Source organism: Arthrobacter sp. MYb23, from assembly GCF_002979775.1.
Lineage (GTDB): Bacteria > Actinomycetota > Actinomycetes > Actinomycetales > Micrococcaceae > Arthrobacter.
In genome coordinates this window covers 481946-504744 of the sequence record NZ_PCPR01000001.1, presented here as the reverse complement: position 1 = coordinate 504744, position 22799 = coordinate 481946, and the positions used below count along the sequence as shown (strand labels likewise).

Annotated in this window: 21 protein-coding genes; 14 read left to right on the top strand and 7 right to left on the bottom strand. The window is 62.6% G+C overall.

Annotated features, from left to right (window positions below; translation table 11 throughout):
* Positions 1-109 precede the first annotated feature (109 nt).
* The 6 genes from CQ020_RS02375 (at position 110) to CQ020_RS02350 (ending at position 6790) form a co-directional block, all read left to right on the top strand.
* Positions 110-1396, top strand: coding sequence for an ABC transporter substrate-binding protein (locus CQ020_RS02375; RefSeq protein WP_105690371.1), 1287 nt, complete (start codon positions 110-112; stop codon positions 1394-1396).
* Positions 1397-1442: 46 nt separating this feature from the next.
* Complete coding sequence (locus tag CQ020_RS02370) at positions 1443-2396, top strand: carbohydrate ABC transporter permease (protein WP_105690370.1); 954 nt, start codon at positions 1443-1445, stop codon at positions 2394-2396.
* The gene (locus tag CQ020_RS02365; protein ID WP_105690369.1) at positions 2393-3316 is read left to right on the top strand and encodes a carbohydrate ABC transporter permease; all 924 of its coding nucleotides are present in this window, start codon (positions 2393-2395) and stop codon (positions 3314-3316) included. Before CQ020_RS02370 ends, CQ020_RS02365 begins: the two co-directional genes overlap by 4 nt.
* Positions 3317-3336: 20 nt before the next feature.
* Positions 3337-3978, top strand: coding sequence for a Poxvirus protein I5 (locus tag CQ020_RS02360; RefSeq protein WP_105690419.1), 642 nt, complete (start codon positions 3337-3339; stop codon positions 3976-3978).
* 104 nt (positions 3979-4082) lie between these two features.
* Positions 4083-5357 (top strand): MFS transporter, encoded by a 1275-nt coding sequence (locus tag CQ020_RS02355; RefSeq protein WP_105690368.1) that lies wholly within the window; start codon positions 4083-4085, stop codon positions 5355-5357.
* A 140-nt stretch (positions 5358-5497) separates the two neighbouring features.
* Positions 5498-6790 (top strand): ABC transporter substrate-binding protein, encoded by a 1293-nt coding sequence (locus CQ020_RS02350; RefSeq protein ID WP_105690367.1) that lies wholly within the window; start codon positions 5498-5500, stop codon positions 6788-6790.
* A 58-nt stretch (positions 6791-6848) separates the two neighbouring features.
* Here the strand turns inward: CQ020_RS02350 and CQ020_RS02345 are convergent, their stop codons facing one another.
* Complete coding sequence (locus CQ020_RS02345) at positions 6849-10007, bottom strand: family 78 glycoside hydrolase catalytic domain (protein WP_105690366.1); 3159 nt, start codon at positions 10005-10007, stop codon at positions 6849-6851.
* On the bottom strand, positions 10004-12076 hold the full coding sequence (locus CQ020_RS02340) for a DUF6807 family protein (RefSeq protein ID WP_105690365.1): 2073 nt from the start codon (positions 12074-12076) through the stop codon (positions 10004-10006). Before CQ020_RS02340 ends, CQ020_RS02345 begins: the two co-directional genes overlap by 4 nt.
* 267 nt (positions 12077-12343) lie before the next feature.
* Here CQ020_RS02340 and CQ020_RS02335 point away from each other — a divergent pair, with 267 nt between their 5' ends.
* The 4 genes from CQ020_RS02335 to CQ020_RS02320 all read left to right on the top strand — a co-directional run bounded on the left by CQ020_RS02335 (position 12344) and on the right by CQ020_RS02320 (position 15440).
* Positions 12344-13363 carry an acetylxylan esterase gene (locus tag CQ020_RS02335; RefSeq protein ID WP_105690364.1) on the top strand — a complete coding sequence of 340 codons (1020 nt, stop codon included), beginning with the start codon at positions 12344-12346 and terminating at the stop codon, positions 13361-13363.
* A 220-nt stretch (positions 13364-13583) separates the two neighbouring features.
* Positions 13584-14723 carry a 3-deoxy-7-phosphoheptulonate synthase gene (locus CQ020_RS02330; RefSeq protein ID WP_105690363.1) on the top strand — a complete coding sequence of 380 codons (1140 nt, stop codon included), beginning with the start codon at positions 13584-13586 and terminating at the stop codon, positions 14721-14723.
* A gap of 241 nt (positions 14724-14964) precedes the next feature.
* Complete coding sequence (locus CQ020_RS02325; protein WP_017199160.1) at positions 14965-15177, top strand: helix-turn-helix domain-containing protein; 213 nt, start codon at positions 14965-14967, stop codon at positions 15175-15177.
* Positions 15178-15341: 164 nt separating this feature from the next.
* Positions 15342-15440, top strand: a complete 99-nt coding sequence (locus tag CQ020_RS02320) for a 30S ribosomal protein bS22 (protein WP_003792170.1) — start codon at positions 15342-15344, stop codon at positions 15438-15440.
* Positions 15441-15575: 135 nt separating this feature from the next.
* Here CQ020_RS02320 and CQ020_RS02315 read toward each other — a convergent pair whose 3' ends face one another.
* Positions 15576-16538 carry a DUF559 domain-containing protein gene (locus CQ020_RS02315; protein ID WP_105690362.1) on the bottom strand — a complete coding sequence of 321 codons (963 nt, stop codon included), beginning with the start codon at positions 16536-16538 and terminating at the stop codon, positions 15576-15578.
* 212 nt (positions 16539-16750) lie between these two features.
* Positions 16751-17614 (bottom strand): HAD family phosphatase, encoded by an 864-nt coding sequence (locus CQ020_RS02310; RefSeq protein WP_105690361.1) that lies wholly within the window; start codon positions 17612-17614, stop codon positions 16751-16753.
* 101 nt (positions 17615-17715) lie between these two features.
* On the opposite strand from CQ020_RS02310, the gene CQ020_RS02305 reads away from it, so the two are divergent.
* Positions 17716-17970 carry a glutaredoxin family protein gene (locus tag CQ020_RS02305; RefSeq protein ID WP_105690360.1) on the top strand — a complete coding sequence of 85 codons (255 nt, stop codon included), beginning with the start codon at positions 17716-17718 and terminating at the stop codon, positions 17968-17970.
* A gap of 76 nt (positions 17971-18046) precedes the next feature.
* A complete protein-coding gene (locus tag CQ020_RS02300) occupies positions 18047-18754 on the top strand; it encodes a redox-sensing transcriptional repressor Rex (RefSeq protein WP_043456823.1) in 708 nt (235 codons plus the stop codon).
* 48 nt (positions 18755-18802) lie between these two features.
* Here CQ020_RS02300 and CQ020_RS02295 read toward each other — a convergent pair whose 3' ends face one another.
* The 3 genes from CQ020_RS02295 to CQ020_RS02280 all read right to left on the bottom strand — a co-directional run bounded on the left by CQ020_RS02295 (position 18803) and on the right by CQ020_RS02280 (position 21311).
* Entirely contained in the window at positions 18803-19594 is a 792-nt protein-coding gene (locus tag CQ020_RS02295; protein ID WP_105690359.1) for a hypothetical protein, read from the bottom strand.
* Positions 19595-19855: 261 nt separating this feature from the next.
* Positions 19856-20554 carry a hypothetical protein gene (locus tag CQ020_RS02285; protein ID WP_105690358.1) on the bottom strand — a complete coding sequence of 233 codons (699 nt, stop codon included), beginning with the start codon at positions 20552-20554 and terminating at the stop codon, positions 19856-19858.
* Positions 20555-20759: 205 nt separating this feature from the next.
* Complete coding sequence (locus tag CQ020_RS02280) at positions 20760-21311, bottom strand: YceI family protein (RefSeq protein WP_105690418.1); 552 nt, start codon at positions 21309-21311, stop codon at positions 20760-20762.
* A gap of 207 nt (positions 21312-21518) precedes the next feature.
* On the opposite strand from CQ020_RS02280, the gene CQ020_RS02275 reads away from it, so the two are divergent.
* Both CQ020_RS02275 and CQ020_RS02270 read left to right on the top strand, forming a co-directional pair.
* Positions 21519-22184 carry a histidine phosphatase family protein gene (locus CQ020_RS02275; protein ID WP_105690357.1) on the top strand — a complete coding sequence of 222 codons (666 nt, stop codon included), beginning with the start codon at positions 21519-21521 and terminating at the stop codon, positions 22182-22184.
* A 4-nt stretch (positions 22185-22188) separates the two neighbouring features.
* Positions 22189-22794 (top strand): TlpA disulfide reductase family protein, encoded by a 606-nt coding sequence (locus tag CQ020_RS02270; protein WP_105690356.1) that lies wholly within the window; start codon positions 22189-22191, stop codon positions 22792-22794.
* Positions 22795-22799 lie beyond the last annotated feature (5 nt).

Here is a 22799-nt window from a genome sequence, read left to right as displayed (position 1 = left end):
CCAGATTCCCGATTAGGGATATTGTATCGATTCAGAACGAGTGTAAGCGAGATCACTGCCACGTTGTAGAGAACTCGGAAGCTTGCACCAACTGAGCAAGGAGGCTCTCATGATTGATAGAAGGAAATTCCTGGGTACGGTGGCTCTGGGCACTGCATCTGCCGCGTTCCTGGCCGCGTGTGGCCAGTCCTCAACTGCAGGACAGACGGGCTCCGCGGAGAACCCCGTCACCATCAACTACACCTGGTGGGGCAATGATGACCGGGCGGAACGTACCCGCAAGGCGATTGCCCTGTTTGAGTCCAAAAACCCGGACATCAAAGTCAACGGCAACTTCACCGACTTCGCCGGATACTGGCAGAAGCGCGCCACCGAAGCTGCCGGTGGTGGCTTGCCGGACGTGATGCAGTGGGACCTTTCCTACCTTCGCGACTACGGCCAGCGGAACCAGCTCCTTGACCTGAGCACCGTAAAGATCAACACGGACGCCTTCGACAAGTCCCTTCTTCCCTCGGGGCAGATCCGGGGCAAGACCTACGGCATCCCCACCAGCACCAATGCCTTCGCGGTGTACTACGATCCCGCCAAGCTCCAGAGCCTGGGCGTTGCCGAGCCGGATGGCCAGTGGACTTACAAAGAGTTCAACGCGTTCATGACCGAGGTCGGCCAGAAGAGCAACAATGTGTTTTACGGCGGCACCGACTACACCGGCGTGTGGTGGATGTTCAACATCTGGCTGCGCCAGAACAACATCCAGGCTTTCACCGACGACGGCAAGCTGGGTTTCACGAAGGACGATCTCAAGAAGTGGTGGAACACCACCGCCGAACTTCGCGGCACCCCTGCGCTCGTTCCTGAAGAGCGGGTCACCCAGCTCGCCCCCAAGTCCGCCATGGGCTCCAACGTCACTGCCAGCGAAGTCACCTGGGATAACTTCATGGCCGGCTACCTTGGAGACAGCGGCGCCAAGGAAATGAAACTGGTGCCGGTCCCCTCGGACGACCCCGATAACCTGGGCCTCTTCCTCAAACCCTCCATGCTCATGGTTGCCAGCGCCAAGACCAAGTACAAGGACGCTGCTGCCCGCTTCATCGACTTCATGGTCAACGATCCCGAGGTTGGCCAGATCTTCAAGACCTCCCGCGGTGTCCCGGCGTCGAAGACCCAGCGCGACGGAACCACGTTCGAAGGTACTGACAAGCTCGTGGTGGATTACGAGAAGTCCATCGAGAAGTACCTCAAGGACGCCCCTGAGCCTCCCATCGTCGGTTTCGGCACGCTTGAAGCTTCGTTCAAGCGGGTCAGTTCCGATCTCAATTACGGCAAGTTGACCCTGGACGGCGCAGCAGATGCCTGGTTCAAGGAAGCCGAAGACCTCATCAAGCAGAACGCCTGATCAGGATGCGCCTGATTCCGGCCTTCCCAACTGACGGACTGATCTCGTGACTCAAAGCCCAACCTTGAGCAGGCGCTCGTCGTCGTCCGCTTCCCCGCAGCCGCGCAAGTCGCGGCGGCGGGGAGCGGATGCCCGCGCCGGCTACACGTTCCTGTTGCCCTGGCTGCTGGGATTCATCGCCCTGACTGTGGGTCCGATGATTTCCTCGCTGTACCTCTCCTTCACCAACTACAACCTGTTCGAAGCTCCAAAATGGATCGGCTTGGACAACTACACCACCCTCTTCCAGGATGAGCGTTTCCTGCAGTCGGTGGGAGTGACCCTGAACTACGTCATCTTCGGTACTCCACTGAAACTTGCCGCCGCATTGGCCATTGCCATGCTGCTCAACAGCAAGCGTAAGGGCCAGGGTTTCTACCGCTCGGCCTTCTACGCACCGTCATTGATTGGTGCGTCCGTGTCCATTGCCATCGTTTGGAAGGCGATGTTCGGTGACTCCGGTCCCGTGGACCAGGGCCTGTCCTTCTTCGGAATCAACCTTGGCGGCTGGGTGGGCAACCCGAACATGACCATGGGCATGATGATCCTGCTGACGGTCTGGCAGTTCGGCGCCCCGATGGTGATTTTCCTTGCCGGCCTCAAGCAGATCCCGGCCGACCTGTACGAAGCGGCGTCGATGGACGGCGCCGGCCCGGTCCGCAAGTTCCTGAACATCACTTGGCCCATGCTTTCCCCGGTGATCTTCTTCAACCTGCTGATGGAAACCATCCACGCGTTCCAGATCTTCGCTTCGGCCTACATCATCTCCAACGGTGAAGGCGGCCCCGCCGGATCCACCCTCTTCTACACCCTTTACCTGTACTTGCGCGGTTTCAGCGACTTCCGGATGGGCTACGCCTCGGCCATGGCCTGGCTCCTGGTGATCGTGGTCGGCATCATCACGCTGATCTTCTTCAAGACTTCCAAGTCCTGGGTCCACTACAGCGGTGATTCGAAATGACAACCATGGCAACACCCACCCAACCCCAACCAACCAAACCCGCCCCGGCGCCGGTGTACAACCCGAAGTCCGAGTCCGGCACGGCTAAGCGCATCAAGAGCACCATCTTCCACATCGTCGCTTTGGCGCTGGTGGCAATGGTCCTCTACCCGGCACTGTGGATGATCGCGTCCTCCTTCAAACCGAACTCCGAAATCGGCGGCGCCAACACCTCGCTGTGGTCGAACAACTTCAGCTTCGACAACTTCGCCACTGCCATGGAAGGCATCGGCGGGGTCTCCACCCTGACGTTCTTTACCAACTCCCTGATCCTGGCCGTCGGCGCCGTCGTCGGCACCGTGCTCTCAGCGTCCATCTCCGCCTACGCCTTCGCCCGGATCAACTTCCCGGGCCGTGGCCTGTTCTTCGGCATGATGATTGCCACCTTGCTCCTGCCGTTCCACGTGGTGATCATTCCGCAGTACATCGTGTTCCAGCAGCTTGGCCTGGTGGACACCTACGTGCCGCTGCTGATCGGCAAGTTTCTTGCCGCGGACGCGTTCTTCGTGTTCCTCATGGTTCAGTTCATGCGCGGCCTCCCGGCCGAACTTGACGAAGCAGCCAGGATCGACGGCGCAGGTCACGTGAGGATCTTCGGGTCCATCATGCTCCCGCTGATGAAGCCGGCCCTGATTTCCACCTCGATCTTCTCCTTCATCTGGAGCTGGAACGACTTCCTGGGCCCGCTGCTCTACCTCAACACCCCGGAGAAATACCCGCTCCCGCTGGCGTTGCGGCTCTTCGTGGACCAAACCCAGTCCTCGGACTACGGAGCCATGATCGCCATGTCCGTCCTGGCGCTCCTGCCCGTGCTGGTCTTCTTCCTGGTCTTCCAGCGCTACATCGTCGAAGGCGTCTCCACGCAGGGCCTCAAGGGCTAAGGAACCAAGAGATGAGCACCATGAACGCCACAGGCAAGTCTTCGCCGAACCCCGGGATTCCGGTTAACCGCTTTGCCCTCTTCGCCGAGACCATCCTGGCGGGAGTCATCGTGCTCCTCCTCTCCGTCCCGCTGGTGACGGCGCCGGCCGCCTATGCGGCCGGCGTCGCGCACCTGGAAAGGCACCTCAGCGGCAGGGATGATTCCCTCCGCAGCCTGTGGGGCAATTTCCGCCGCGCGCTTCCCGGCAGCTGGAAGCTGGGAATCACGACGGCGGTAGCCGCCGTCGTGATTGTCCTGAACCTGTTGCTCGCTCTGGTGGGTCAACTGCCCGGCCGGGCAGCGATCCTGCCTGCCACGTTGATTCTTGCCGCGGCAGGGGCGGTCCTGTTCCTGCGGATCGCTGCCAACTGGAGTGGCGGGGTGAACTGGGAAGGCGACGCCGGCCAGCAATCCTCCGAGGTACCCGGCCCGCAAAGGTGGGCGCTTGCTTACTCTCAGGCCAAAGCTGATTCGCTGCGGGACTGGACCGGCTCGCTCCTGTTGCTTGCCGCCGTCTTCATGGCCGTTGTCTTCGTGTGGATGCTGCAGGCACTGTTCGTGATCGTTCCCGGGACCTTGGTCCTGGCCGCTGCCGCCATCAAGATCCGTTCCAAACGCTGAGTTTGTGTACAGCTGATGCCCTTTAGGAGCTTCCTTAGGGGCATTAGCTGTACAAAAACTCCATATGAATCCGTCCCGACCCGCTGAATCGAGCAGAACACTCCGTGTCGCCGCGCCCGTTCCCACTGCGCCCCAAATCCACCGAACCGCGTGCCCGATCCACGGAAAGCTGGCATTACCCGCTCAGGCACCACAATTACCGGATCTTCGTCACGCTCTCCCTTGTGGGGAGCGGCGGGGTGTGGATGCAGCGGCTCGCCCAGGATTGGCTGGTGCTGCAACTCACGGGCAGTCCGGCTGCCGTTGGCGTCGCCGTTGCCCTCCAATTCCTTCCCATGCTGGTGGTGGGGCCCATCAGCGGCGTGCTGGTGGACCTCTTCCCCAAACGTCGTATCCTCTTGGTCTGCCAGTCCGTTGCGGTCTTGTTAGCCGCAGGTCTGGCTGTGTGGAACGCGATGGGCGGTACGGATGTGTGGATTGTCTACGCGTCCTGCATCGCCTTGGGCATCACCAGCGCGATCGATGGGCCGGCACGGCAGGTGTTCGTCAACGAGGTAGTGGGCGATGCCGGCCTGCCCGCCGCCATCGGACTCAACAGTGCAATAGGGCAATTGGGAGCAATGGCCGGCCCGGCATTGGCAGGCGTGGTCATTGCCCAAGCAGGTCCGGCAGCGGCCTTCGGAGCCAACGCCTTGATTGGCGTATCGGTCCTGGTGATGATCGCTTCCATCAGGCCGGGGGAGCTTCATCATTCGCCGGAGGGGCCTGAGCCTGGTGCCCGGCGCGGCCAAATCCTGGCGGGCTTCCGCTTCGTCCGTGCTCGTCCGCCGCTGCTGCTGACCATGCTGCTTGCGGGATTGCTGGGTGCGTTCGGCATGAACGGCCCCGTAGTCCTGGCGGCGTTCGCAGACGGAGTGTGGCACAGCGGTCCTGCGGGCTTTGGGCTCTTCAACACTGTGAGTGCATTGGGGGCACTCGCAGGCGCGTTGGTGGCCACCCGCATCAAACGCTTTGGACGGAAGGGGATCGTGGCCAGTGCCGGGCTCTTCGGGCTGACACAAGGGCTCGCTGCTTTGATGCCCACGCAGGAGTGGTTCGTGGTGATGCTCATTGTGGTGGGCTTCATGACCCTGGTGTTCCTCACCAGTGCAGCCACCGCTGTGCAGCTCGAGGCCGGTGCCAGCGTCCGCGGAAGGGTCCTGGCACTCTACTTCCCGCTGCTGCTGGGCGGTCACGCGTTGGGTGGCCTGCTGGCCGGGTGGCTCACAGAGGACTTCGGCGTCCGGACGGGCCTGGTGGTCACGGGAGCGTTGGGTATGCTGTCCGCGGCCGTGATTGGATTCCTGCTGTGGCGCTACTCGGCCCGCCGACGCACCTAGGAGCATGTCAGTCGTTTGAGCGCTTTTGTTAGAAGTGATAGCTCAAACAAACAAAAACTCCCTTGACGAGTGATGTAGCACACATCTACGCTGAGAAAGCGTTTTCTCCCGGTAGCGCACGACTCAGATAAGGACGTTTGATGTCTACTCGAGCACGTAAAAGATTCGCGGCGAAAGTCGCAGCAGCCGCGGTCGCCGTCGCCATCACCATGACCGGTTGTGGCGGCGGATCCCAGCAGGCCTCCTCGGATGGCACCGTCACCCTTCGCTTCAGCTGGTGGGGTTCGGATGTGCGGCACAAGATGACCCAAAAACTTATTGACGCTTTTGAAGCGCAGAATCCCACCATCAAAATCAAAGGCGAATACGGCGATTGGTCCGGCTATTGGGACAAACTAGCCACCCAAGTCGCCTCCCAGGACGCCCCGGACATCATTCAAATGGACGCCGCCTACCTGGGCGAGTACGCCGAAAGAGGCGCCCTGCTCGAGCTGAAAGACGTGGACCTCGCCAAGTTCGACCCAGCAGTGGCAGACGCCGGAAAGGTTGATGGTAAGCAGTACGCGGTAACCGCCGGGGTAAACGCCCAAGTGGTCCTGGCGAACCCCTCGATCCTCGCGGCCAGCGGTGTCACGTTGCCTGATGACAAGACGTGGACTTGGGACGAATACAACAAGACAGCCGCCTCCATTACCGAAGGCAGCAAGAGCGGGGTTTACGGTTCGGGTGCTGTCAGCGGTGACGCACCCATGAACCTCTGGTTCCGCCAGCACGGTAAATCCCTCTTCACCGCAGACGGCAAATTCGGCTTTGATGAGGGCGACTTGACGGGATGGTACGAATACCAGGCAGAGCTCCGTGACTCCAAGGCCGTGCCGCCCGCATCCGTGATGACGGAGGACGCCACGGCCTCCGTTGACCAGCAGGGATTGGCTACCAACAGGTTTGGACTCGCTTGGTACTGGTCCAATCAACTGAGCGCCCTCACCAAAGCTTCGGGCCAGCCGTTGGAGATCCACCGTCCACCGAGCACGGACGGTAACTCCGCCAGTGCACAGCAGTTCTACAAGTCCTCCCAGTTCTGGTCCGCGAGTTCAAGGACCAAACACCCGGTGGAGGTGCAGAAATTCATTGACTTCCTCGCCAACAATGTGGAGGCCGGTGAAATAGCGTTGGCCGATCGGGGTATCCCGGGTAACTCGGAGGTCCGGGCAGCGGTCCTTCCCAAGCTGACGCCGGAGGACGCCGCCACCGCAAAGTTCATCGACGAAATCTCCTCCGAACTGGGAGATGCCGTGCCCGTTCCCCCGGCAGGTTCCAGTTCCGCCGTCGAGGCCTTGGGTCGCTACGCCCTGGAAGTTCACTTCAACCGGTTGTCTCCCGCCGAGGCTGCCAAGAAGGCGATGGACGAAGCGAAGAGCTCGCTGAGCTAGCTCCAGATAGGTCCCGCGGGATGGCATTTGATGACAGTTCCGACGAGGAACATTGTCATTAAATGCCGTCTCGCGGACCGAAATGCCAGGATCCCGGGCCGACCTCGTGCTTGCCGCTCGGAAGGACCACCTCGGCGGCAACTCCCGCGGGAACTGTGCAGTTCAGTTCCATTCCGTCCGCCGTCCGGCGCCACGAGACGGAAACAACGCCGCGCTGTGTCGGCACGCTGCCCTCGGCATGTTCCAGCTGGCACACCGGCGGTTGAATCACGACGGCGGACGCCCCCGGAGCGGTGACGCGGACTCCGAGGAGGTACTCCAGGATCTCCCGGATGACTGATGCCGACCATGCATGAGACTGGCTGTAGTCGGTGCCCTCATCAAGCTCCCAGGCCTCCCAAGTGAAGGAGGCTCCGGCGTCGAGTTGGCGGGCCCACCCGGGCTGGCGTGGATCGGTGAGGAGATCCACAACATCGTCCATCCGCCCCTGCGACAGCAGGGCGCGGAACAGCCGGTGCACGGTCATGGGACCTTGGCGCATCCCCATCCCGGCGATCCGTTCAGCATCCTTCGCCGCGTGTTCAGCGGGAGTGATCCCCATGGACAACGGGAACGACGTCGCATGCTGTGAGGCGTTGAGGCTGGGGCGGCCATCTGAGTACAGTCCGTCCACCATGACGCCGTTCACCCTGAGGCGGGCATTGATCTGTCCAGCCAGCGATGCCGCCGCCCCACCGAACCTGGCCGCCTCCCGCTCAAGGCCAGCGGACGCGCATAGCCGGCTGACGACGTCGAGCACTGACCACGACTGGGCGTTCACCGTGGTGCGCGCCGCGCAGTCCATGTCGTAGCCGAAGCGCCCGGGAGCAGGCCAGTCCACGATGCCGTGGAGGTAGGGCCCGCCGCCGCCACCCAGATCCGTGACCAACCCGGCAGTGGGACCGTTGTCAGGGGTGTGCCGGAGGACGTATTCCGCCGTGTCCTTGAGCTGGGGCAAGAGCTCGGCCACTAAAGCGTCGTCCCCGCTGAGCCGGTGGTAGTCCTCCACCCACTCGGGCATCATGAGCGAGAAATCAGGGATGTCGCGCTTGCCGTCGCCGTTGGGATAGACCGCGTTGTAGCGCCCTCGCTCTTGTGGCGAATGCCAGTAGCGTTGCGCCGACGCCGCGAACTCGCGCAACGCCTTGGCCGTGAAGTGACGCTCAGCAAACAGGGCCATGGTGGCGTAGGAGATGTTCGCGGCGTCGCCCAGGAACTGGCCCTTCTCGCGGGTTGGTGTGTCCACGAACTGCTCCTGGACACCCAGCAAGGCCGAGTCCCGCAGAAGCGTGAAGACCCGGTTCAACGTGTGATCGGAGCTGTGGAAACTGCCCTCCGCCGGGTGATCGGCATGGATGACCGTTGCGCCGACAGCGCCGAGGTCTGCAATCTCGACACCAGGCATTTCGAGGTAGCGGAAGCCCAAGTGCACGGCTGCCTCGTAGCGCTGCGGGCCATCTACCTGGGTGTACGGAAACGACATGTCCGTGTTCTGGCTGGGTGTCTTTCCAGTATCAACGCGGCCGTCGGCCCGGACGTTGTAGCCCGCCCGGAGCACCACGGTCCGTCCAAGCTCACCACGGAGAAATTCCACCACCGGGCGCCCCGGGAGCACTGCGCCGAAGTCAGCTACCGGAGTTCCGTCATCCGCGGTGAGAATGTCGACTGCGGCTGCGTAGTTACGTGCCACGCCCGCACCGTTAGGCATCAGGAGCGGGAAGTCGGGGATTGGGTGGGTTCCAAGGGAGATCGCCGGGTGCCATTGCTGTAGTTCCGGCCAGGCTGTCGCATCGAAATGCTCGATGGGATCGCCCTCATCGTTCCGGTATCCGCTCTGCCGGTACGGACCTTCGGCCACCAGCCACCCAGGTCCCGAGCCGAACACGTCACGGGTGCCGTCGTCGTACTCCACCGTCAGCTGGGCCAGTAGGCCCGGGCGGCCGGCGGCGCGGCCCTGACCGGGACCATACCAATGCGCGACGGCGGTCACGGTGGCGGTGTCGCTGCTCTGCAGGGCTTCAGTGACGTCGGCTGCGTTGTAGAACTGCTCTCCCGGGTAGCCGAAGTTGGTTGTCTCCAAGCACGGGTTGCCGTTGATGGAGAACGCGGCGTGATGGCTCGCGGCGGCATAAAGGCGGGCGCGGACAACATTGCCCCCGGGCTTGATGGTGGTCTTCGCGAGGGTCCATTCGTCCGGCTGCCGGAGGGGAGTGGTGGTGCACCAGCCCGTGAGGGCGGCGGGCTTGGTGAAGTCTGCATCGAGGACGGTGGCCCCGCCACTCTCGACGCTGATCGACACGTACTCGGCCTGGCTGCGGGGCCCTTGGTGGAACGCGATTCCGGTGCTGCCGGCGCCAGGGACTGTGGCGTCCAGGACCATGTCACCGTCGATGGTGACTGTGATGCGTTCGCCGTCATCCGCGATGACCAGATCCTGCCAATCGTCCTCGGGAAGGGCTCCCGCACGCGAAGCCGTGGTCATCCCAAACGCCTGAGTCTCCGCCAACGGCTCAGTATGCGGTGCCGACATTGCGCCGATCTCCCACTCAGGGGCGGGGCGAAGGAGTGCTGACCGGTTCGGTTTGATCTCCAAGAGCACCCCGGATCCAGGCCCGTCGCTGCGAAGGAGTATCCCGGCAGTCCCAAGGCGCAGGCGGAACCGCGCGGTGATCACCGTGCTGCCGTTGGCTGCAACCGGCCACGGAAGATACGGCGAGCCGCTCACGCGCAGGTGGCCGCCCACCAGCTCCAGTGGCGCCCGTCCGCCGGCTTCCCGATGAATCCACTCTGCGTTCCAGCCGGCTGCGCCAGGCAGGCCTGTGCTGGCGAGACCTGTGCTGAAGCGGGCCGGCTCGCTGGGATCACCAATGTTTCCGGCCGCATCAGTGAGCTGCGCAGTCCATTGATAGTCGTTGTCCGGGGCCAGGTCCGGGCCTGTGTAGGGACGGTGGTGCTGCTGCCCCGTGACAACGGTGCCCGAGTCCCATACGTCCTTGCCGGTGTGGTCCAGCACCCTGAGGCGATATGCGGTTTGGACCATTTGCCCCGCGCTCGCGGAGGTGCCTGCATCCAGCAACCAGCCGAAAACCGGTGCGGCCGGAGCGGTCAAGCACTGCGCTGAGCCCTCCACTGTGAGGCTCGTGGCCATAAGTGGGGTTGCCGCGGTGCGCTTGCTCATCGGCCTGAAACCAGACCCTCGATCTCCGCCACATCCAGGGTTCCGTCGCTGATCCACACCGTGGTGCTCCGGGTGAGGGATTCGCTTTCCGCCACTTCCACTGCTGTGTCCCACGCCAGTGCGGAACCCACGGCGGGGTAGCCGCTGCACCGCACGAACCATGGGTCCGCAGACTCGGCAGGTGCGCCAAACACCAGGGTGCCAGGGCCGCCGTCGAACTCTCCTGTCCAAGCGAGCCACGGCGACACGGAACCATGCACGGAGGGCTCGCCTTCGGCTGTGGAGGAGAAGACGCGAGGGGAGGAATTGACAGGGAGGCGCCAGAAGAAGCCGCCGTAGCCGCTGCCGGAGGCACCATGCGAACCGGGGCTGCCCAGTGAAACATCCACGACGGCGGTAAGCCGGGTCTGGATGTCGAGTCGCCAGGTGCGCTCGTCCAGGACTGTGCGGCTCAGGGAGCGGCTTTCCTTCAGTACCAGTCCGCCGTCGGCCGCGAACCAGTTGAGGTCAAGCATCGTGTGGTCCTTTTCCCGGGAGATGCTTGCCGTTTCGATCCTCCCGTGGTCCTTCATATCCACGTACTTGCCCGCTGTTCTCCGGTAGCTGCGGCCGCCCCAGAAGTTGCTTCCATTGACGTCCTGCAGTGCAAATCCTGCGCCGAGGTGCCAGACGTGATCCGAGGGCAGGTGATCCGTGACCACTATCCCGGCCGGGGTGGTCACCGGGTGCAAGTACGGCCTGGGGGAGAGGTCCGGCTCAAGGTTGCTGCCGCTGCGGAGGACAGCGGCGGCGTTGCCGGCATCGGGAGCGTAGGCGGTGGCAGCTTCGGGGGAGAAGAGAGCCTCGGCACCTCCGGAGACCGGCCGCGCCCAGGGAAGTCCCAGCTCGGAGAACGTGGCGTGGGCGCGGGTGGCGCGTTCCAGGATGTCCTCGATGCTGGGGATCACCGCATGTGCTTGCTCGCCTGTTCCCACCCAATTCACGCATTCCGCCGGAATCAGCGCAGGTGCCTCTGCTGTCCTGATGGCTTCCAGGACACGCATGAATGCGCCAGCGTGATCGAGCGGGCTCAGCAGCGGCGTGCCTTCGGACAGGTGGTGGAGGAGGTTCTCGGTGAGGTCGTCGCGCCCGAAAGTGTGGGTGGTTTCGCCGGCTTCGGTGCGGACGGTCACGCGGTCCTCCGTGTAGTGGAAAACTGCTGTGCCTTCACTGCCGTGGAGTGTCACATATGGTTCCACGGATTCGGTGGCACAGAGGGTGAGGGCGCACGTGATGGGTAGGCCGTTGGTGGTGCGCAGACGGATCACTGACGTGTCGTCGGCTTCGATGTCGTTGGCCCGGTAGAGGTCGGTTTCCACGGTCGCGAGATCCTCGGCGGCCCGTGCTCCGGCGATGCGAAGCGCCGTGGCGATCGCGTGGGCCAGCGGGTTGGTGGCGACGCCATCCACCACATCCACGCCATCGAGGCTGCGCTTGCCTGCCCAGCGGGACCGCTTGTAATAGGCCCGGTCCCGGACCCAGCGGCCCGTAGCTGAGATCCCCTTCAAGGTGCCGATGCCCGGCAACTTTTCGGAAGCCTGCCCGCTGGCCAGCTTTTCCAGTGCTGCCAGCGCATGGGAACCGAGACTCTGGAAACCGATCTGGACACTGCGGCCAGACGTGGCCGCCGCTTCCTGGAGGCGAAGGAAGTCGCTCATGGAGGCCACCGGTGGCTTCTCCAGGTAGAGATCCGCCTCGGAAGCGAGCACGGACAGGGCCAGCGGGGCATGGGTCTGAATGGGAGTAGCCACGATGATGACATCCGGGTGGTGGTCTCCGGCCAGGAGCTCATCAAGGTTTGCGTGGACAGCTGTGCTTTCCGGCAGATCTCCGGGGGCCGGCGGATTCGGATCGGCCACCGCAATCAGGTCCACCTTGCCCGTGGCGCTGAGACGATCAAGGTTGCGGAGGTGGTGCGTGCCGAAGCCGTGGACTCCCACCAGGGCGATTTTGACCGGCGCAGTGGTGTTTTCTCCACTTACGCTGAGGCGTGTTGGACTACTGGCGGACTCTGTTGAAGCGGTGTCCATGGCTCTCCTCAAGCTGGCGCGGCAACGATGGCGCTTGACGCCGTCGTCCGGGTATTCACAAAAGTGTTCGAGCGGGTTTAGGCTACACCTCAGCAAGCGCTTTCCCGTGATCAACTGTGTTTAGTTTAGCCCGATCCCCGCCAAAATGTAACGATTCAAGATCAGCGCCGATTGAGGTTGCCATGACGTAGGATGTCCTCTGGTTGACCGTAGTAATCTCGGCCCCTCTGAACCCGCCAGTCAGACCCACCTGAACCGGAATGGACCATGCCCCTCTTTGACCTTCCCCTTGACCAGCTCCGCAACTACTCCTCCACAGCAATAGCACCAGTGGACTTCGATGACTTCTGGGACCGCACCATCGTTGAGGCGCGCGGGCTCCCGCTCAATGCTGTGTTTGAGCCCGTGGACAACTACCTCAGCGTGATCAACACCTTCGATGTCACCTTCTCCGGCTTCGGGGGAGACCGCATCAAGGGATGGCTGCATCTACCCGCGCAGCTCGGCTCCGGGGAGCATCTTCCCGTGGTGGTGGAGTACATCGGCTACTCCGGCGGGCGGGGTCTGGTGAATCAAAACACCCGTTGGGCTCAGGCAGGCTGCGCGCACTTCATCATGGACACGCGCGGGCAAGGCTACGGCGGGGTTTCCGGCGACACTCCGGATCCACATCCATCGGCCGGCGGCGTCAACTATGCGGGCCTCATGACCCGGGGCGCCGACCACCAGGACAACTATTACTTCCGCCGTGTCTACGTGGACGCCTTCCGCGCGGTGGAAGCGGCACAGAGCCATCCCGCCGTCGACCCCTCAAGAGTGGTGCTGACAGGCGTCAGCCAGGGCGGCGGCATCACCATTGCCGCTGCCGGTCTGGCCGCTGGAAGGCTCGACGGTGTCATCGCCGCACTGCCCGACGTCCCCTTCCTGCAGGACTTCCCGCGCGCCATCGACATCACCCCGCGTGGCCCGTACCCGGAGATCGCAGGACTCCTGGGCCGCCACCGTGAAAAATACGGGCCCATGCTGGCAGTTCTGAACTACTTCGACGGAGTCCACCTTGGCCGGGCAGCAACCGTGCCGGCGCTGTTCTCCGCGGCACAAATGGACGATATCTGCCCTCCGTCAACAGTGTTCGCGAGCTTCAACAATTACGGAACCGGCGTTCGGGAGCAGGGCGGGGCGCCGGAAAAGAACATCGAGGTGTACCGCTTCAACAACCACGAAGGCGGGCAGGAGCACCACTGGATCAAGCAGTTGCAGTTCCTGCGCAAACTGCTGTCATCTTGATGGACGCGATTTGCCCGTGGTCAGGAACCGCGGTTATGGTGTGGCTATGACTAAGCGTTGGTATGCGTATTTTTCGTTGGCTCTGGAGGGGCCCGCGTCTAACTGACACGCATCCAACTTTCCTTCAGAGCCAACAGGGCAGAGATTATTCTCTGCCCTTCGCCATATCCGGCGGGTTCTGAAAAGGGGCCCGCTCCGCATCCCGGAACAGGACCCAGAAATGACCAGCATCGCCGCAGCATCCACCGAATCGCTCGACGCCCCTGACGCGACTCAGCCCGCCACCTCCAACCTGCGGGTGGCCCGCTTCGAGCCGCTTCCGGCCCCGCAGGACCTCATCGCGGAGCTGCCGTTGGACGGCCGCTCAGCTGCCGTCGTCGACCGTGGCCGTGACCAGGTCCGCGCCATCATGGACGGCGTGGACGACCGCCTCCTGGTGATCGTTGGCCCGTGCTCCATTCACGATCCCAAGGCCGGCCTCGAATACGCCCGCCGCTTGGTCAGCCAGGCCGAGAAGCACAAAGAAGACCTGCTGATCGTCATGCGGACCTACTTCGAGAAGCCCCGCACCACTGTTGGCTGGAAGGGGCTCATCAACGATCCCCACTTGGACGGCAGCCACGACATCGCCGCAGGCCTCCGCGCCGCCCGCGGTTTCCTGAAGCAGGTCACAGCGTTGGGCCTGCCCACAGCCACCGAGTTCCTGGAGCCCATCAGCCCGCAGTACATGGCGGACCTCGTCTCCTGGGGTGCCATTGGCGCCCGCACCACCGAAAGCCAGATCCACCGCCAGCTCGCCTCCGGGCTGTCCATGCCCATCGGCTTCAAGAACGGCACCGACGGCGACCTCCAGGTGGCCATCGACGCTTGCGGCGCCTCTGCTGCTGAGCAGGCCTTCCTGGGAATCGACGACGACGGCCGCGCAGCTCTCGTTGCGACCTCAGGAAACCCTGACACACACGTGATCCTCCGCGGCGGACGCAAGGGTCCCAACTACTCTGCCGACGATGTTGCCGCGGCCTCCGCCAAGCTCTCCGCCAAGGGATTGAACCCGCGCCTGATCGTGGACGCCAGCCACGCCAACAGCGGCAAGAGCCACCACCGCCAGGCTGAGGTTGCCTTGGAAATCGGTGCTCAGCTCGAAGCAGGGGAGACCTCGCCGATCGCCGGCGTCATGCTGGAGAGCTTCCTCGTGGGAGGCGCGCAGAACCTGGATGTGGCTAAGCAGCTTGCGGGGGAGCGGGAGCTCGTCTACGGGCAGAGCGTCACCGATGCTTGCATGGAGTGGGACGTCACGGCCTCCGTGTTGGAGCAGCTCGCGGCGTCGGCACGGAAACGCCGGACAGTGGTTGCGGCTTAGGCCCGAATCGGTGGGCCGGGGCCCGGTACGTGGCCCGGCACGGGGGTTCCCTGCCGAACATGCCGTGCGCACGGCACTGCCAGCAGGGAACCCCCGTATTGGACAGAACCAGGCGCCGGGCTCTTTCACATTGGCCCCATCAGCCTCTAGAGTATCTAGCACATGGTTGTTTGATGGCTCAGCATCGGCACACCGTTCCACTGGGGGTGTCCTACTGTCTGAGAGCAAAGGAATATGGGAAATGTCCGCGGAGACTAACTTCTCGAATGCGCGTTTCATGACGGTGGCCGAAGTGGCCGACGTCCTGCGTGTTTCCAAAATGACCGTGTATCGCCTGGTCCACTCAGGGGAAATGCCCGCCGTGAGGTTCGGCCGTTCCTTCCGGGTCCCTGAAGAGGCTGTTGCCCAGTACCTCAAAGGTGCTGTGGTGGACGGACAATCCGAGACCGCCTGAGGCCTGCCGGGGTCCGGCCTTCGGACCGTGGTCATGGGGTGCCCCTTTGAAGCGGTACTCTGTTAAGGAACGTTTTACGTCAATGTAAGAATCTGTCAGTTGTACTGTCTGCTTCCGCGGATCGGTTCCAACAGACAGGAACTTCTAGTTTGTAAGGAACTTTCGTGGGTTCAGTTATTAAGAAGCGCCGCAAGCGTATGGCCAAGAAGAAGCACCGCAAGCTGCTTCGCAAGACTCGCCACCAGCGCCGCAATAAGAAGTAGAGATACTTCATCAAGCGTGAATGCCCGCTGCCTTTCGAGGCGGCGGGCATTTTTGCGTCCTCAACGCTCGCTCACGTCCCGCGTGCTTGGTGTGGACGCTCGCTCACCTCCCGCGTGTTTGGGCTGGACGCTCGCTCACGTCCCGCGTGCAAAACCTGACTCGACGGCGGGATCGACCCAAGCGCCCCTTAGAACTCTCTTGATCTGGCGAACTGCTGCACCAAAATCGTCAGCCAAGTCTGCCTTGTCGAAAACCAGGACTGTCCAGCCCGCAGCTTTGAACGCCTTATCCCTGCGCCGATCGCTAAGCATCTGTTCCTCCTCAAGGTGATGGCCGCCGTCGTACTGGATGGCGACCCGCCGCTTCCGGTACCCAAGGTCCGCGGACGGTGAGAACGGGTCGCTGGGATAGAGCCGCACCTGCAGTTCTGGCTCGGGAAGCCCAGCATCGAGCATCGCGAGGCGCAGCATCGACTCGGGCACTGAATCGGCCCCGATCTGCATAAGGTCAAGAGCCTCCCTGGCTCGGACGACCCCTTGCAGATTCTTGTGCCGGTCCACCATGGCGCGAAGTGCATCGAGTGTTGTGAACGGTGTTGCCCGCTCTTCAAAGTCGGGCCTCGGTACGCGAATGAGTGCGTCACCGATGCACACCAACTCCTTTAGCGGCAGCACGCGCGCCAAATCCAACCAGGTCCTTGAGCGAGTGCTGATCCAGGTGCCTCGAACCAACTCGATTTCGCCGTTCGAGACCACAAGAGTGTGCCCGGTAACTCCATTTCGGCGCACTGACGGCAGATTCCTCGGCTTACTCAGGTGCAGCTCATTTGAGTCAGATAGCCACGGAGGAAGCGGGAATCCATGGAGTTTGGCGGCGGTGACGTGGGAGATCCAAGCGCCAGTGGTAGCAGCTGACAGCGATCGGGCAGCTGCCTCAAGGTCGAATTCCCAATCTACCGGCCGGTAAATGCCCTGGCTGACACTTTCAATGCCGACGCGGTTCCAGAGTTGCGGACGAGCAAGGCCGGCGGCCCTGGCCTCCTTGAGGGTAAATGGAGCGGATGCGAGCTGAGCGGGGACGGGAATCGGCAGTTGCATACCGGCATTCTTGCCCACAATTGAGCTGAGGCGCAGAAGTTATCCACAGGTCTGGAGACGAAGCCGTTGAGGGGTGAGTGAGGGTTGGTTTCAAGCGCGTGGGGAGTGAGTGAGGGTTGGGTTCAAGCGCGCGGGGGGCGAGCGAGGGTTGGGTTCAAGCACGCGGGGGGTGAGTGAGGGTTGGGTTGAAGGGGGTGGAATGTGAGAGAGCGTTAGAGGCGCGGGCCGCGGAACTTTGAGAATCCGCGCCACAGGCCGTAGACGGCTCCGCCGACGGTCGCGGCTTTGAGCCCGAGTGTTGCGGCGCGGCGTCCGGAACGGAAATCGTAGACGGGCCAGTTATTTTCGCGGGCATGGCGGCGCAGCTTTGCGTCCGGGTTGATGACCACAGGATGCCCCACCATAGTGAGCAGAGGGATGTCGTTGGCGGAGTCGCTGTAGGCCCAGCAGTGGTCCAGATCCAGCCCCTCGCGGTCTGCCACGAGTTGGACCGCGATTGCCTTGGCGGGTCCGTGCAGGATGTCGCCCACAAGCTTTCCCGTGTACACGCCGTCGTCTACCTCGCCCACTGTCCCCAGGGCGCCGGTCAGGCCGAGCCGGGTGGAAATGACAGTGGCCACTTCGATGGGTGTGGCCGTCACGAGCCACACTTTCCTGCCAACCCGAAGGTGTTGTTCTGCCAGCGCCTTGGTTCCCGGCCAGATCCGTGACTCGATCATTTCGTCATAGACCTCTTCGCCCAAGGCTTTGATGTCTTCCACGGTGATACCCGCAGCAAGAGTCAGGGCGGAGTCGCGTACCGAATGGACGTCTTCCATGTTCTCGCCCCGCATGACGAACTTGAACTGCTTCCAGGCGAATCCAGCGGCCTGGGAAAGCGTGAACGCTTTGCGCTCATACATTTTGCGAGCCACGTGGAAGAGACTTGCACCCTTCATCAACGTATTGTCGACGTCGAAGAAAGCGGCCTCGCCAGCATACTTCCGGGCGATGTCCTTCTTGGCCGCCTCCCTCTGTGCGGCGTCCTGCTGCACCAAGGCATCTGCGACCACGGCGGCGTTCTTCTCCTCGGGCATGCCTTGAGTCTAGTCAATCACCGGGGCCGGCGTTGAAGACGTACGACGGTGTCACCCGGGGCATGGGATGTGAGTCAGTGTTGGGCCGGTACCTTTGAAACATGGCTATTCCCGACGTCGTTCTTCTCACCAAAGCTGACTGCCACCTCTGCACGGAGGCGCGTGCCGCCGTCGAGCGCGTCACAAAAAGTCTTGGCGTGCAGTGGACCGAGCAGAGGATCGACGGCGACCCCCAACTGCAGGAGCGGTTCGCAGAGGAGATTCCAGTGGTGCTGGTGGACGGCATCCAGCGCGATTTCTGGAAGATCGACGAAGAGCGGCTCACCCGGACCTTGAAGAAAGTCATGGAGGGCTGAGGGTGGAACTACCCGCAAGTAATGGCTTTTGTTGAGTCCGGCCGAGGGTCATAGAGTGGAACAACAAAGCGACGCAATGGAGAGTACCGTGACTGCGCTGGAACCGTCCCCGGAAGCAACAACCGGGGACAACGAACCTGCCACAAAGCAGATCCCGCCCGCGGCTGTGGCCCGGATGACTCTCTATTTGCGCGCACTGAACTCTCTGTTGGCCGAAGGCGTTGAACGGGTTTCCTCTGAAGCCTTGGCGGAAGCCTCGGGCGTCAGTTCATCCACGCTCCGCAAAGACCTCTCCTACGTCGGCTCCTACGGGACCCGCGGCGTCGGTTACGAAGTCCAGTATTTGAGCCGCCACATCGCGGCGGCCCTCGGCTTGACCCACGACTGGAAGGTCGCGATCGTCGGCGCCGGTAACCTCGGCAAAGCCCTTGCCCGGTACGGCGGCTTCGAGTCCCGCGGCTTCGACGTCGTAGCCATCTTCGACGCAGACCCCATGGTGATCGGCAACGAGGTGGGCTGGTTGCGGGTCAGTGACTCCGCTGAACTGGAACGGGTGCTGGAACGGACCCACACCAACATGGTGGTTCTGGCACTGCCGGCCACCGTGGCCCAAGCTGTGTGTGACCGCGTCATTGCCGCCGGGATCCGGAGCGTACTCAGCTTCGCCCCGGTGCTGCTGCAGGTCCCCCCGCACGTCAACCTCCGCAAGGTGGACATGGCAACCGAGCTCCAGATCCTCGCCTACCACGCACAACGGGCGCAGACACCGGGTCAGGCCGTTTAGCCTTCGCCGGGTCCGCGCCCGCGTGGTGTGTTGGGAATCCCTGCGTGTTTAGCGGCCGTAGGGGTTCTGGTACGTGTTGCCGAAGGGCTGCGCCTTACGGAAGTAAGGAGCCGACGCCGGCAGGTACAGCAGGACGATTCCGGCAATTCCCAGGAGCGCGGCAAGCGTGGCGAGGCTCAGCGGCACCAGCATGAAGATGGAGATTGCGGCCAGCACTGTTCCAAGGATTCGTGCCCAGTTGCGGCCCTTGCGCACATTAAGGGCAACCAGGGCGTAGAGCCCGGCCCCGATGATTCCGACAGCTACCATGATGCCCACAAAGACACCTTGAAGGTCCTCGAACCTCATGTCACCTGCACCGCTGGCTGCCATCTGGTCCTCAAACATGGCCCGCGTTGCGGGGTCGTTGATGGCTGCGATGGAAATGATGATGGAGATGAGCCAGATGGCCGCGGCGCCAACAATCAGCCAGAAAGCAATGTTGACCATTTGCGGCACGGTGGTGGGTCCGGGCTGTTGGCTCGGCCAGTTGGTGTCTTGGCCGTACTGCGGGGCCGCGGGAGGCTGGCCGTACTGGGGAGCAGAGGGGGTCTGCTGACCGTACTGGGGAGCAGCGGGGGATTGCTGGCCATACTGCGGAGCTGCGGGAGGCTGACCTTCAGGGGACATCTGGCCGTACTGCGGAGCTGCGGGCTGACCGGGAGACTGCTGTCCGTACTGGGGCGCACCGGGCTGTCCGTACTGGGGTGCCGGGGGCTGCGGTGCAGAAGGCTGGGAGCCCTTGGTTTCGGGCTGGTTGTTCTCGCCCGGGTTGGCCGGCGGGTACGGAGGGTTGCTCATGGCATTCCTTTGCTTGTTCGACTGCTTGTGCGGCCGCCGGGATCAGCAAAATGACCCTGCCCCCAGCGTGGTTCTGCTACCACCGTACCTCCCGGGTCCGACGCTGCAGGCGATCACACGCAGGTATTTCAAGCTGACCCGAAAAATCATCATGTCGGCTTACGCGTTCATGATGAAGGCCGCGGGATCCCGGAGGATTCAACCGCGGCCTTCAGACTGCATTTCCACCGACAACGCTCGACGGCGGCAGTCGCGTCAGCGTTAGACTTGGCCCTTCACTGCCTTGAACCAGAGCTGCGAATTCGGCAACCACATCAGGACAACTGCTACAGCGCTGACGAGGAAGCCGAACCAGTTGCCTCCCAGTCCCATGCCTGATCCACCGCCATTTGCTGCGCCAAAAATGGCCAGCAGCAGGGAGACGGCGGCCACGATGGTCAACGCCAGGCGTGCCCACTCCTTGCCTTCCTTCATTTTCATGGCCAGGACAACCTGCGCGGCGGCCACAGCCAAAGCGAGCAGGAGAAGGATCAGTGCGATAGCGGCAAAGGCCGGAGCGAAGGCGAATGCTGCGACGACGGCGAAGAATCCGATGAGTCCAAACAAGAGGCCCAGGAGTCCGGAGATCACCCAAATGAAGTAGGAAACCTTCAATTCCGTTGGCAGGCCCTGGGTTTTGAACATTCCCGAGAAGCCGCCCTGCGGCATGACGTCGTTGAAGTTGCGGGGACCGTCCGTGGGCATTTCGAAATGGAATCCAGGCTGCCCCGGGGCAGGCTGGCCGGGGCCGGGCGGCGGCGGCGCGGGCTGTGAATACTGGCCCGGTTGCGACGGCGGCTGGTAACCCTGCGGTGGCTGGTATCCCTGGGGCGGTTGGTAGCCCGCAGGAGGAACATTGCCGGGCTGCGGAGGCTGGGAGCCGGGCTGCTGTGGCTGTGGTGTTTCGTCTGGGGTACTCATGGCATCACTTTAGACCGCAGGTTGAAGGATGCATAGGAAATTCGGAGCTAACGCGCAGCTAAATACAGGCTTCTTACCGAACAATTGCGTAGTGACTTCTCCATATGCGAAACGGCGCCCCCACAGCGTGAGCTGTGCAGGGCGCCGTTTGCGGACGCAGGCAATGAGGATAGGGCCTGCCGTGGATCGGGCCAGCGTTGAAGGACTACGCGGCGGCCGGTGCGATGAACGCGAGCTCGAGGTTGATGACTACCTTGTCGCTGACCAGGACGCCACCGGCTTCGAGGACAGCGTTCCAGGTGAGGCCAAAGTCCTTGCGGCTGATGGTGGTTTCGCCGGAAACGCCGGCCCTGGTGTTGCCGAAGGGATCCACTGCGACACCGTTGAATTCGGTTTCGATGGAAACTTCCTTGGTCACGCCCTTGATTGTGAGATCGCCCACGAGGTCGAAGCTGTTTCCGTTGGCCTTGACGTGGCGGGATACGAAGGTGATTTCCGGGAACTTCTCTACGTCGAAGAAGTCTTCACCCTTGACGTGGCCATCGCGGTTGACGTCGCCGGAGTCGAAGCTGGCGGTCTGGATGGTGGCGGTGACCTTGGAATCGGTCAGCGTCTCGCCAACTTCCAAGGTGGCCGAGGCGTCCTTGAACTGGCCGCGGACCTTGCTGATGCCTGCGTGGCGGACGGTGAAGCCGATTTCGCTGTGGGAAGCGTCGAGGGTCCAGGTGCCGGTGGTGACGGAAGCGGGGAGAGTCATCATGGTGTTGCTCCTATATCAAGTGGTGGGTACTTCGTGCTTGCTTGGTCGAGCTCATTGCTTGAAGCGTCAACCGAGCTTCGTACCCAGTATAAACATGCATATGCATCTTTTATTCCAACTCCACGGAACATTTCGGGAAAACTTTGAGTTCTACTAGCGGTAGAAGATTTCGGATCGCCCCGCTTCTTTGAGAAACTGGTAAACATGCCCCAAGCAACTGTCCATCTGCTTCGCCATGGCGAGGTCCACAATCCCGACGCTGTCCTCTACGGCCGGCTGCCGGAATTCCACCTCTCCGAACGTGGCCGGGAGATGGCCCGGATGTTGGCGGACCACTTCACGGCCCGTGTCAGCCAGGGTGCCAAGATTGTGCACTTGGTAGCCTCGCCGCTGACCCGCGCCCATGAAACAGCCATGCCTACCTCCGAGGCGTTGAACCTGGAAATCACCACGGATCCGCGCATCATCGAAGCCGAGAACCACTTTGAGGGACTCCACCCCACCAAGAGTGAGTTTCTCAAACCAAAGCACTGGCTCTACTTCCGAAATCCCCTGCGGCCTTCTTGGGGCGAGCCCTATAAAGAGCAGGCAGCCCGCGTGCTGGCGGCGGTGGAAGACGCACGTGTGAAGGCGATCGAACTCGGTGGCGACGGTGCTGAAGCCATTCTGGTCAGCCACCAACTTCCCATTTGGTCAACCCGCTTGACCGCTGAGGGTCGCCGCCTTGCGCACGATCCCCGCAAGCGCGAATGCACGCTGACTTCCCTTACTTCCCTGACACTGGACGACGACGGCAAGATCGTGCACGTCGAATACACCGAGCCTGCTGCCGTTCTGCTCCCCGGCGCGGCGAGCACCCCGGGGGCATAGAAGCATGGACAACAATCTTTCACGCCGCGGCGTGCTGACCGCCGGTGGAGTCCTCCTGGCAGGACTGACCATGGGCCTGTCCGCATGCGCCCAGGAAGACACCCTCGCCAAGCAGGCCAAGGCCGGCGACAACAAGAACTACGTGGCAGGCGACGGCTCGGTGACGGAATTCGCGAAGGCTGACCGTGCAGCTCCCGTGGCGCTCAAGGGCACTCTGTTCAATGGCGGGACAGTCAAGCCTGAGGATCTCCAGGGCAAGGTCACGGTGCTCAACTTCTGGTTTGCCGCCTGCGCTCCGTGCCGTATCGAAGCACCCCAGCTTGAAGCCCTGCACCAGGACTTCAAGGACCAGGGCGTCCAGTTCTTCGGGGTCAACCTTCGCGACGAACAAGCCACCGCTGAGGCCTTCGACAAGACCTTCAACATCACCTACCCGAGCTTCAATGACAAGGACGGGGCGGTGCTGCTGTCCGTGTCCGGCATTGTCCCCCCAGGTGCAGTTCCCACCACCCTGGTGCTGGACAAAGAAGGAAAGGTTGCCTCCCGCGTTCTTGGCGAGATTGAGAAGAGCACCCTGAAGGCCCTCATCACCTCCGCAGTGGCCGAGTAGTACCC

Excerpts from the sequence above, each read along its gene's own strand:
- CQ020_RS02315 (WP_105690362.1), bottom strand. The coding sequence starts at position 16,538 with ATGCAACTGCCGATTCCCGTCCCCGCTCAGCTCGCATCCGCTCCATTT.
- CQ020_RS02340 (WP_105690365.1), bottom strand. The coding sequence starts at position 12,076 with ATGGACACCGCTTCAACAGAGTCCGCCAGTAGTCCAACACGCCTCAGC.
- CQ020_RS02365 (WP_105690369.1), top strand. The coding sequence starts at position 2,393 with ATGACAACCATGGCAACACCCACCCAACCCCAACCAACCAAACCCGCC.
- CQ020_RS02285 (WP_105690358.1), bottom strand. The coding sequence starts at position 20,554 with ATGAGTACCCCAGACGAAACACCACAGCCACAGCAGCCCGGCTCCCAG.
- CQ020_RS02270 (WP_105690356.1), top strand. The coding sequence starts at position 22,189 with ATGGACAACAATCTTTCACGCCGCGGCGTGCTGACCGCCGGTGGAGTC.
- CQ020_RS02350 (WP_105690367.1), top strand. The coding sequence starts at position 5,498 with ATGTCTACTCGAGCACGTAAAAGATTCGCGGCGAAAGTCGCAGCAGCC.
- CQ020_RS02360 (WP_105690419.1), top strand. The coding sequence starts at position 3,337 with ATGAACGCCACAGGCAAGTCTTCGCCGAACCCCGGGATTCCGGTTAAC.
- CQ020_RS02325 (WP_017199160.1), top strand. The coding sequence starts at position 14,965 with ATGTCCGCGGAGACTAACTTCTCGAATGCGCGTTTCATGACGGTGGCC.
- CQ020_RS02375 (WP_105690371.1), top strand. The coding sequence starts at position 110 with ATGATTGATAGAAGGAAATTCCTGGGTACGGTGGCTCTGGGCACTGCA.
- CQ020_RS02295 (WP_105690359.1), bottom strand. The coding sequence starts at position 19,594 with ATGAGCAACCCTCCGTACCCGCCGGCCAACCCGGGCGAGAACAACCAG.
- CQ020_RS02275 (WP_105690357.1), top strand. The coding sequence starts at position 21,519 with ATGCCCCAAGCAACTGTCCATCTGCTTCGCCATGGCGAGGTCCACAAT.
- CQ020_RS02330 (WP_105690363.1), top strand. The coding sequence starts at position 13,584 with ATGACCAGCATCGCCGCAGCATCCACCGAATCGCTCGACGCCCCTGAC.
- CQ020_RS02345 (WP_105690366.1), bottom strand. The coding sequence starts at position 10,007 with ATGAGCAAGCGCACCGCGGCAACCCCACTTATGGCCACGAGCCTCACA.
- CQ020_RS02305 (WP_105690360.1), top strand. The coding sequence starts at position 17,716 with ATGGCTATTCCCGACGTCGTTCTTCTCACCAAAGCTGACTGCCACCTC.
- CQ020_RS02280 (WP_105690418.1), bottom strand. The coding sequence starts at position 21,311 with ATGACTCTCCCCGCTTCCGTCACCACCGGCACCTGGACCCTCGACGCT.
- CQ020_RS02300 (WP_043456823.1), top strand. The coding sequence starts at position 18,047 with ATGGAGAGTACCGTGACTGCGCTGGAACCGTCCCCGGAAGCAACAACC.
- CQ020_RS02335 (WP_105690364.1), top strand. The coding sequence starts at position 12,344 with ATGCCCCTCTTTGACCTTCCCCTTGACCAGCTCCGCAACTACTCCTCC.
- CQ020_RS02310 (WP_105690361.1), bottom strand. The coding sequence starts at position 17,614 with ATGCCCGAGGAGAAGAACGCCGCCGTGGTCGCAGATGCCTTGGTGCAG.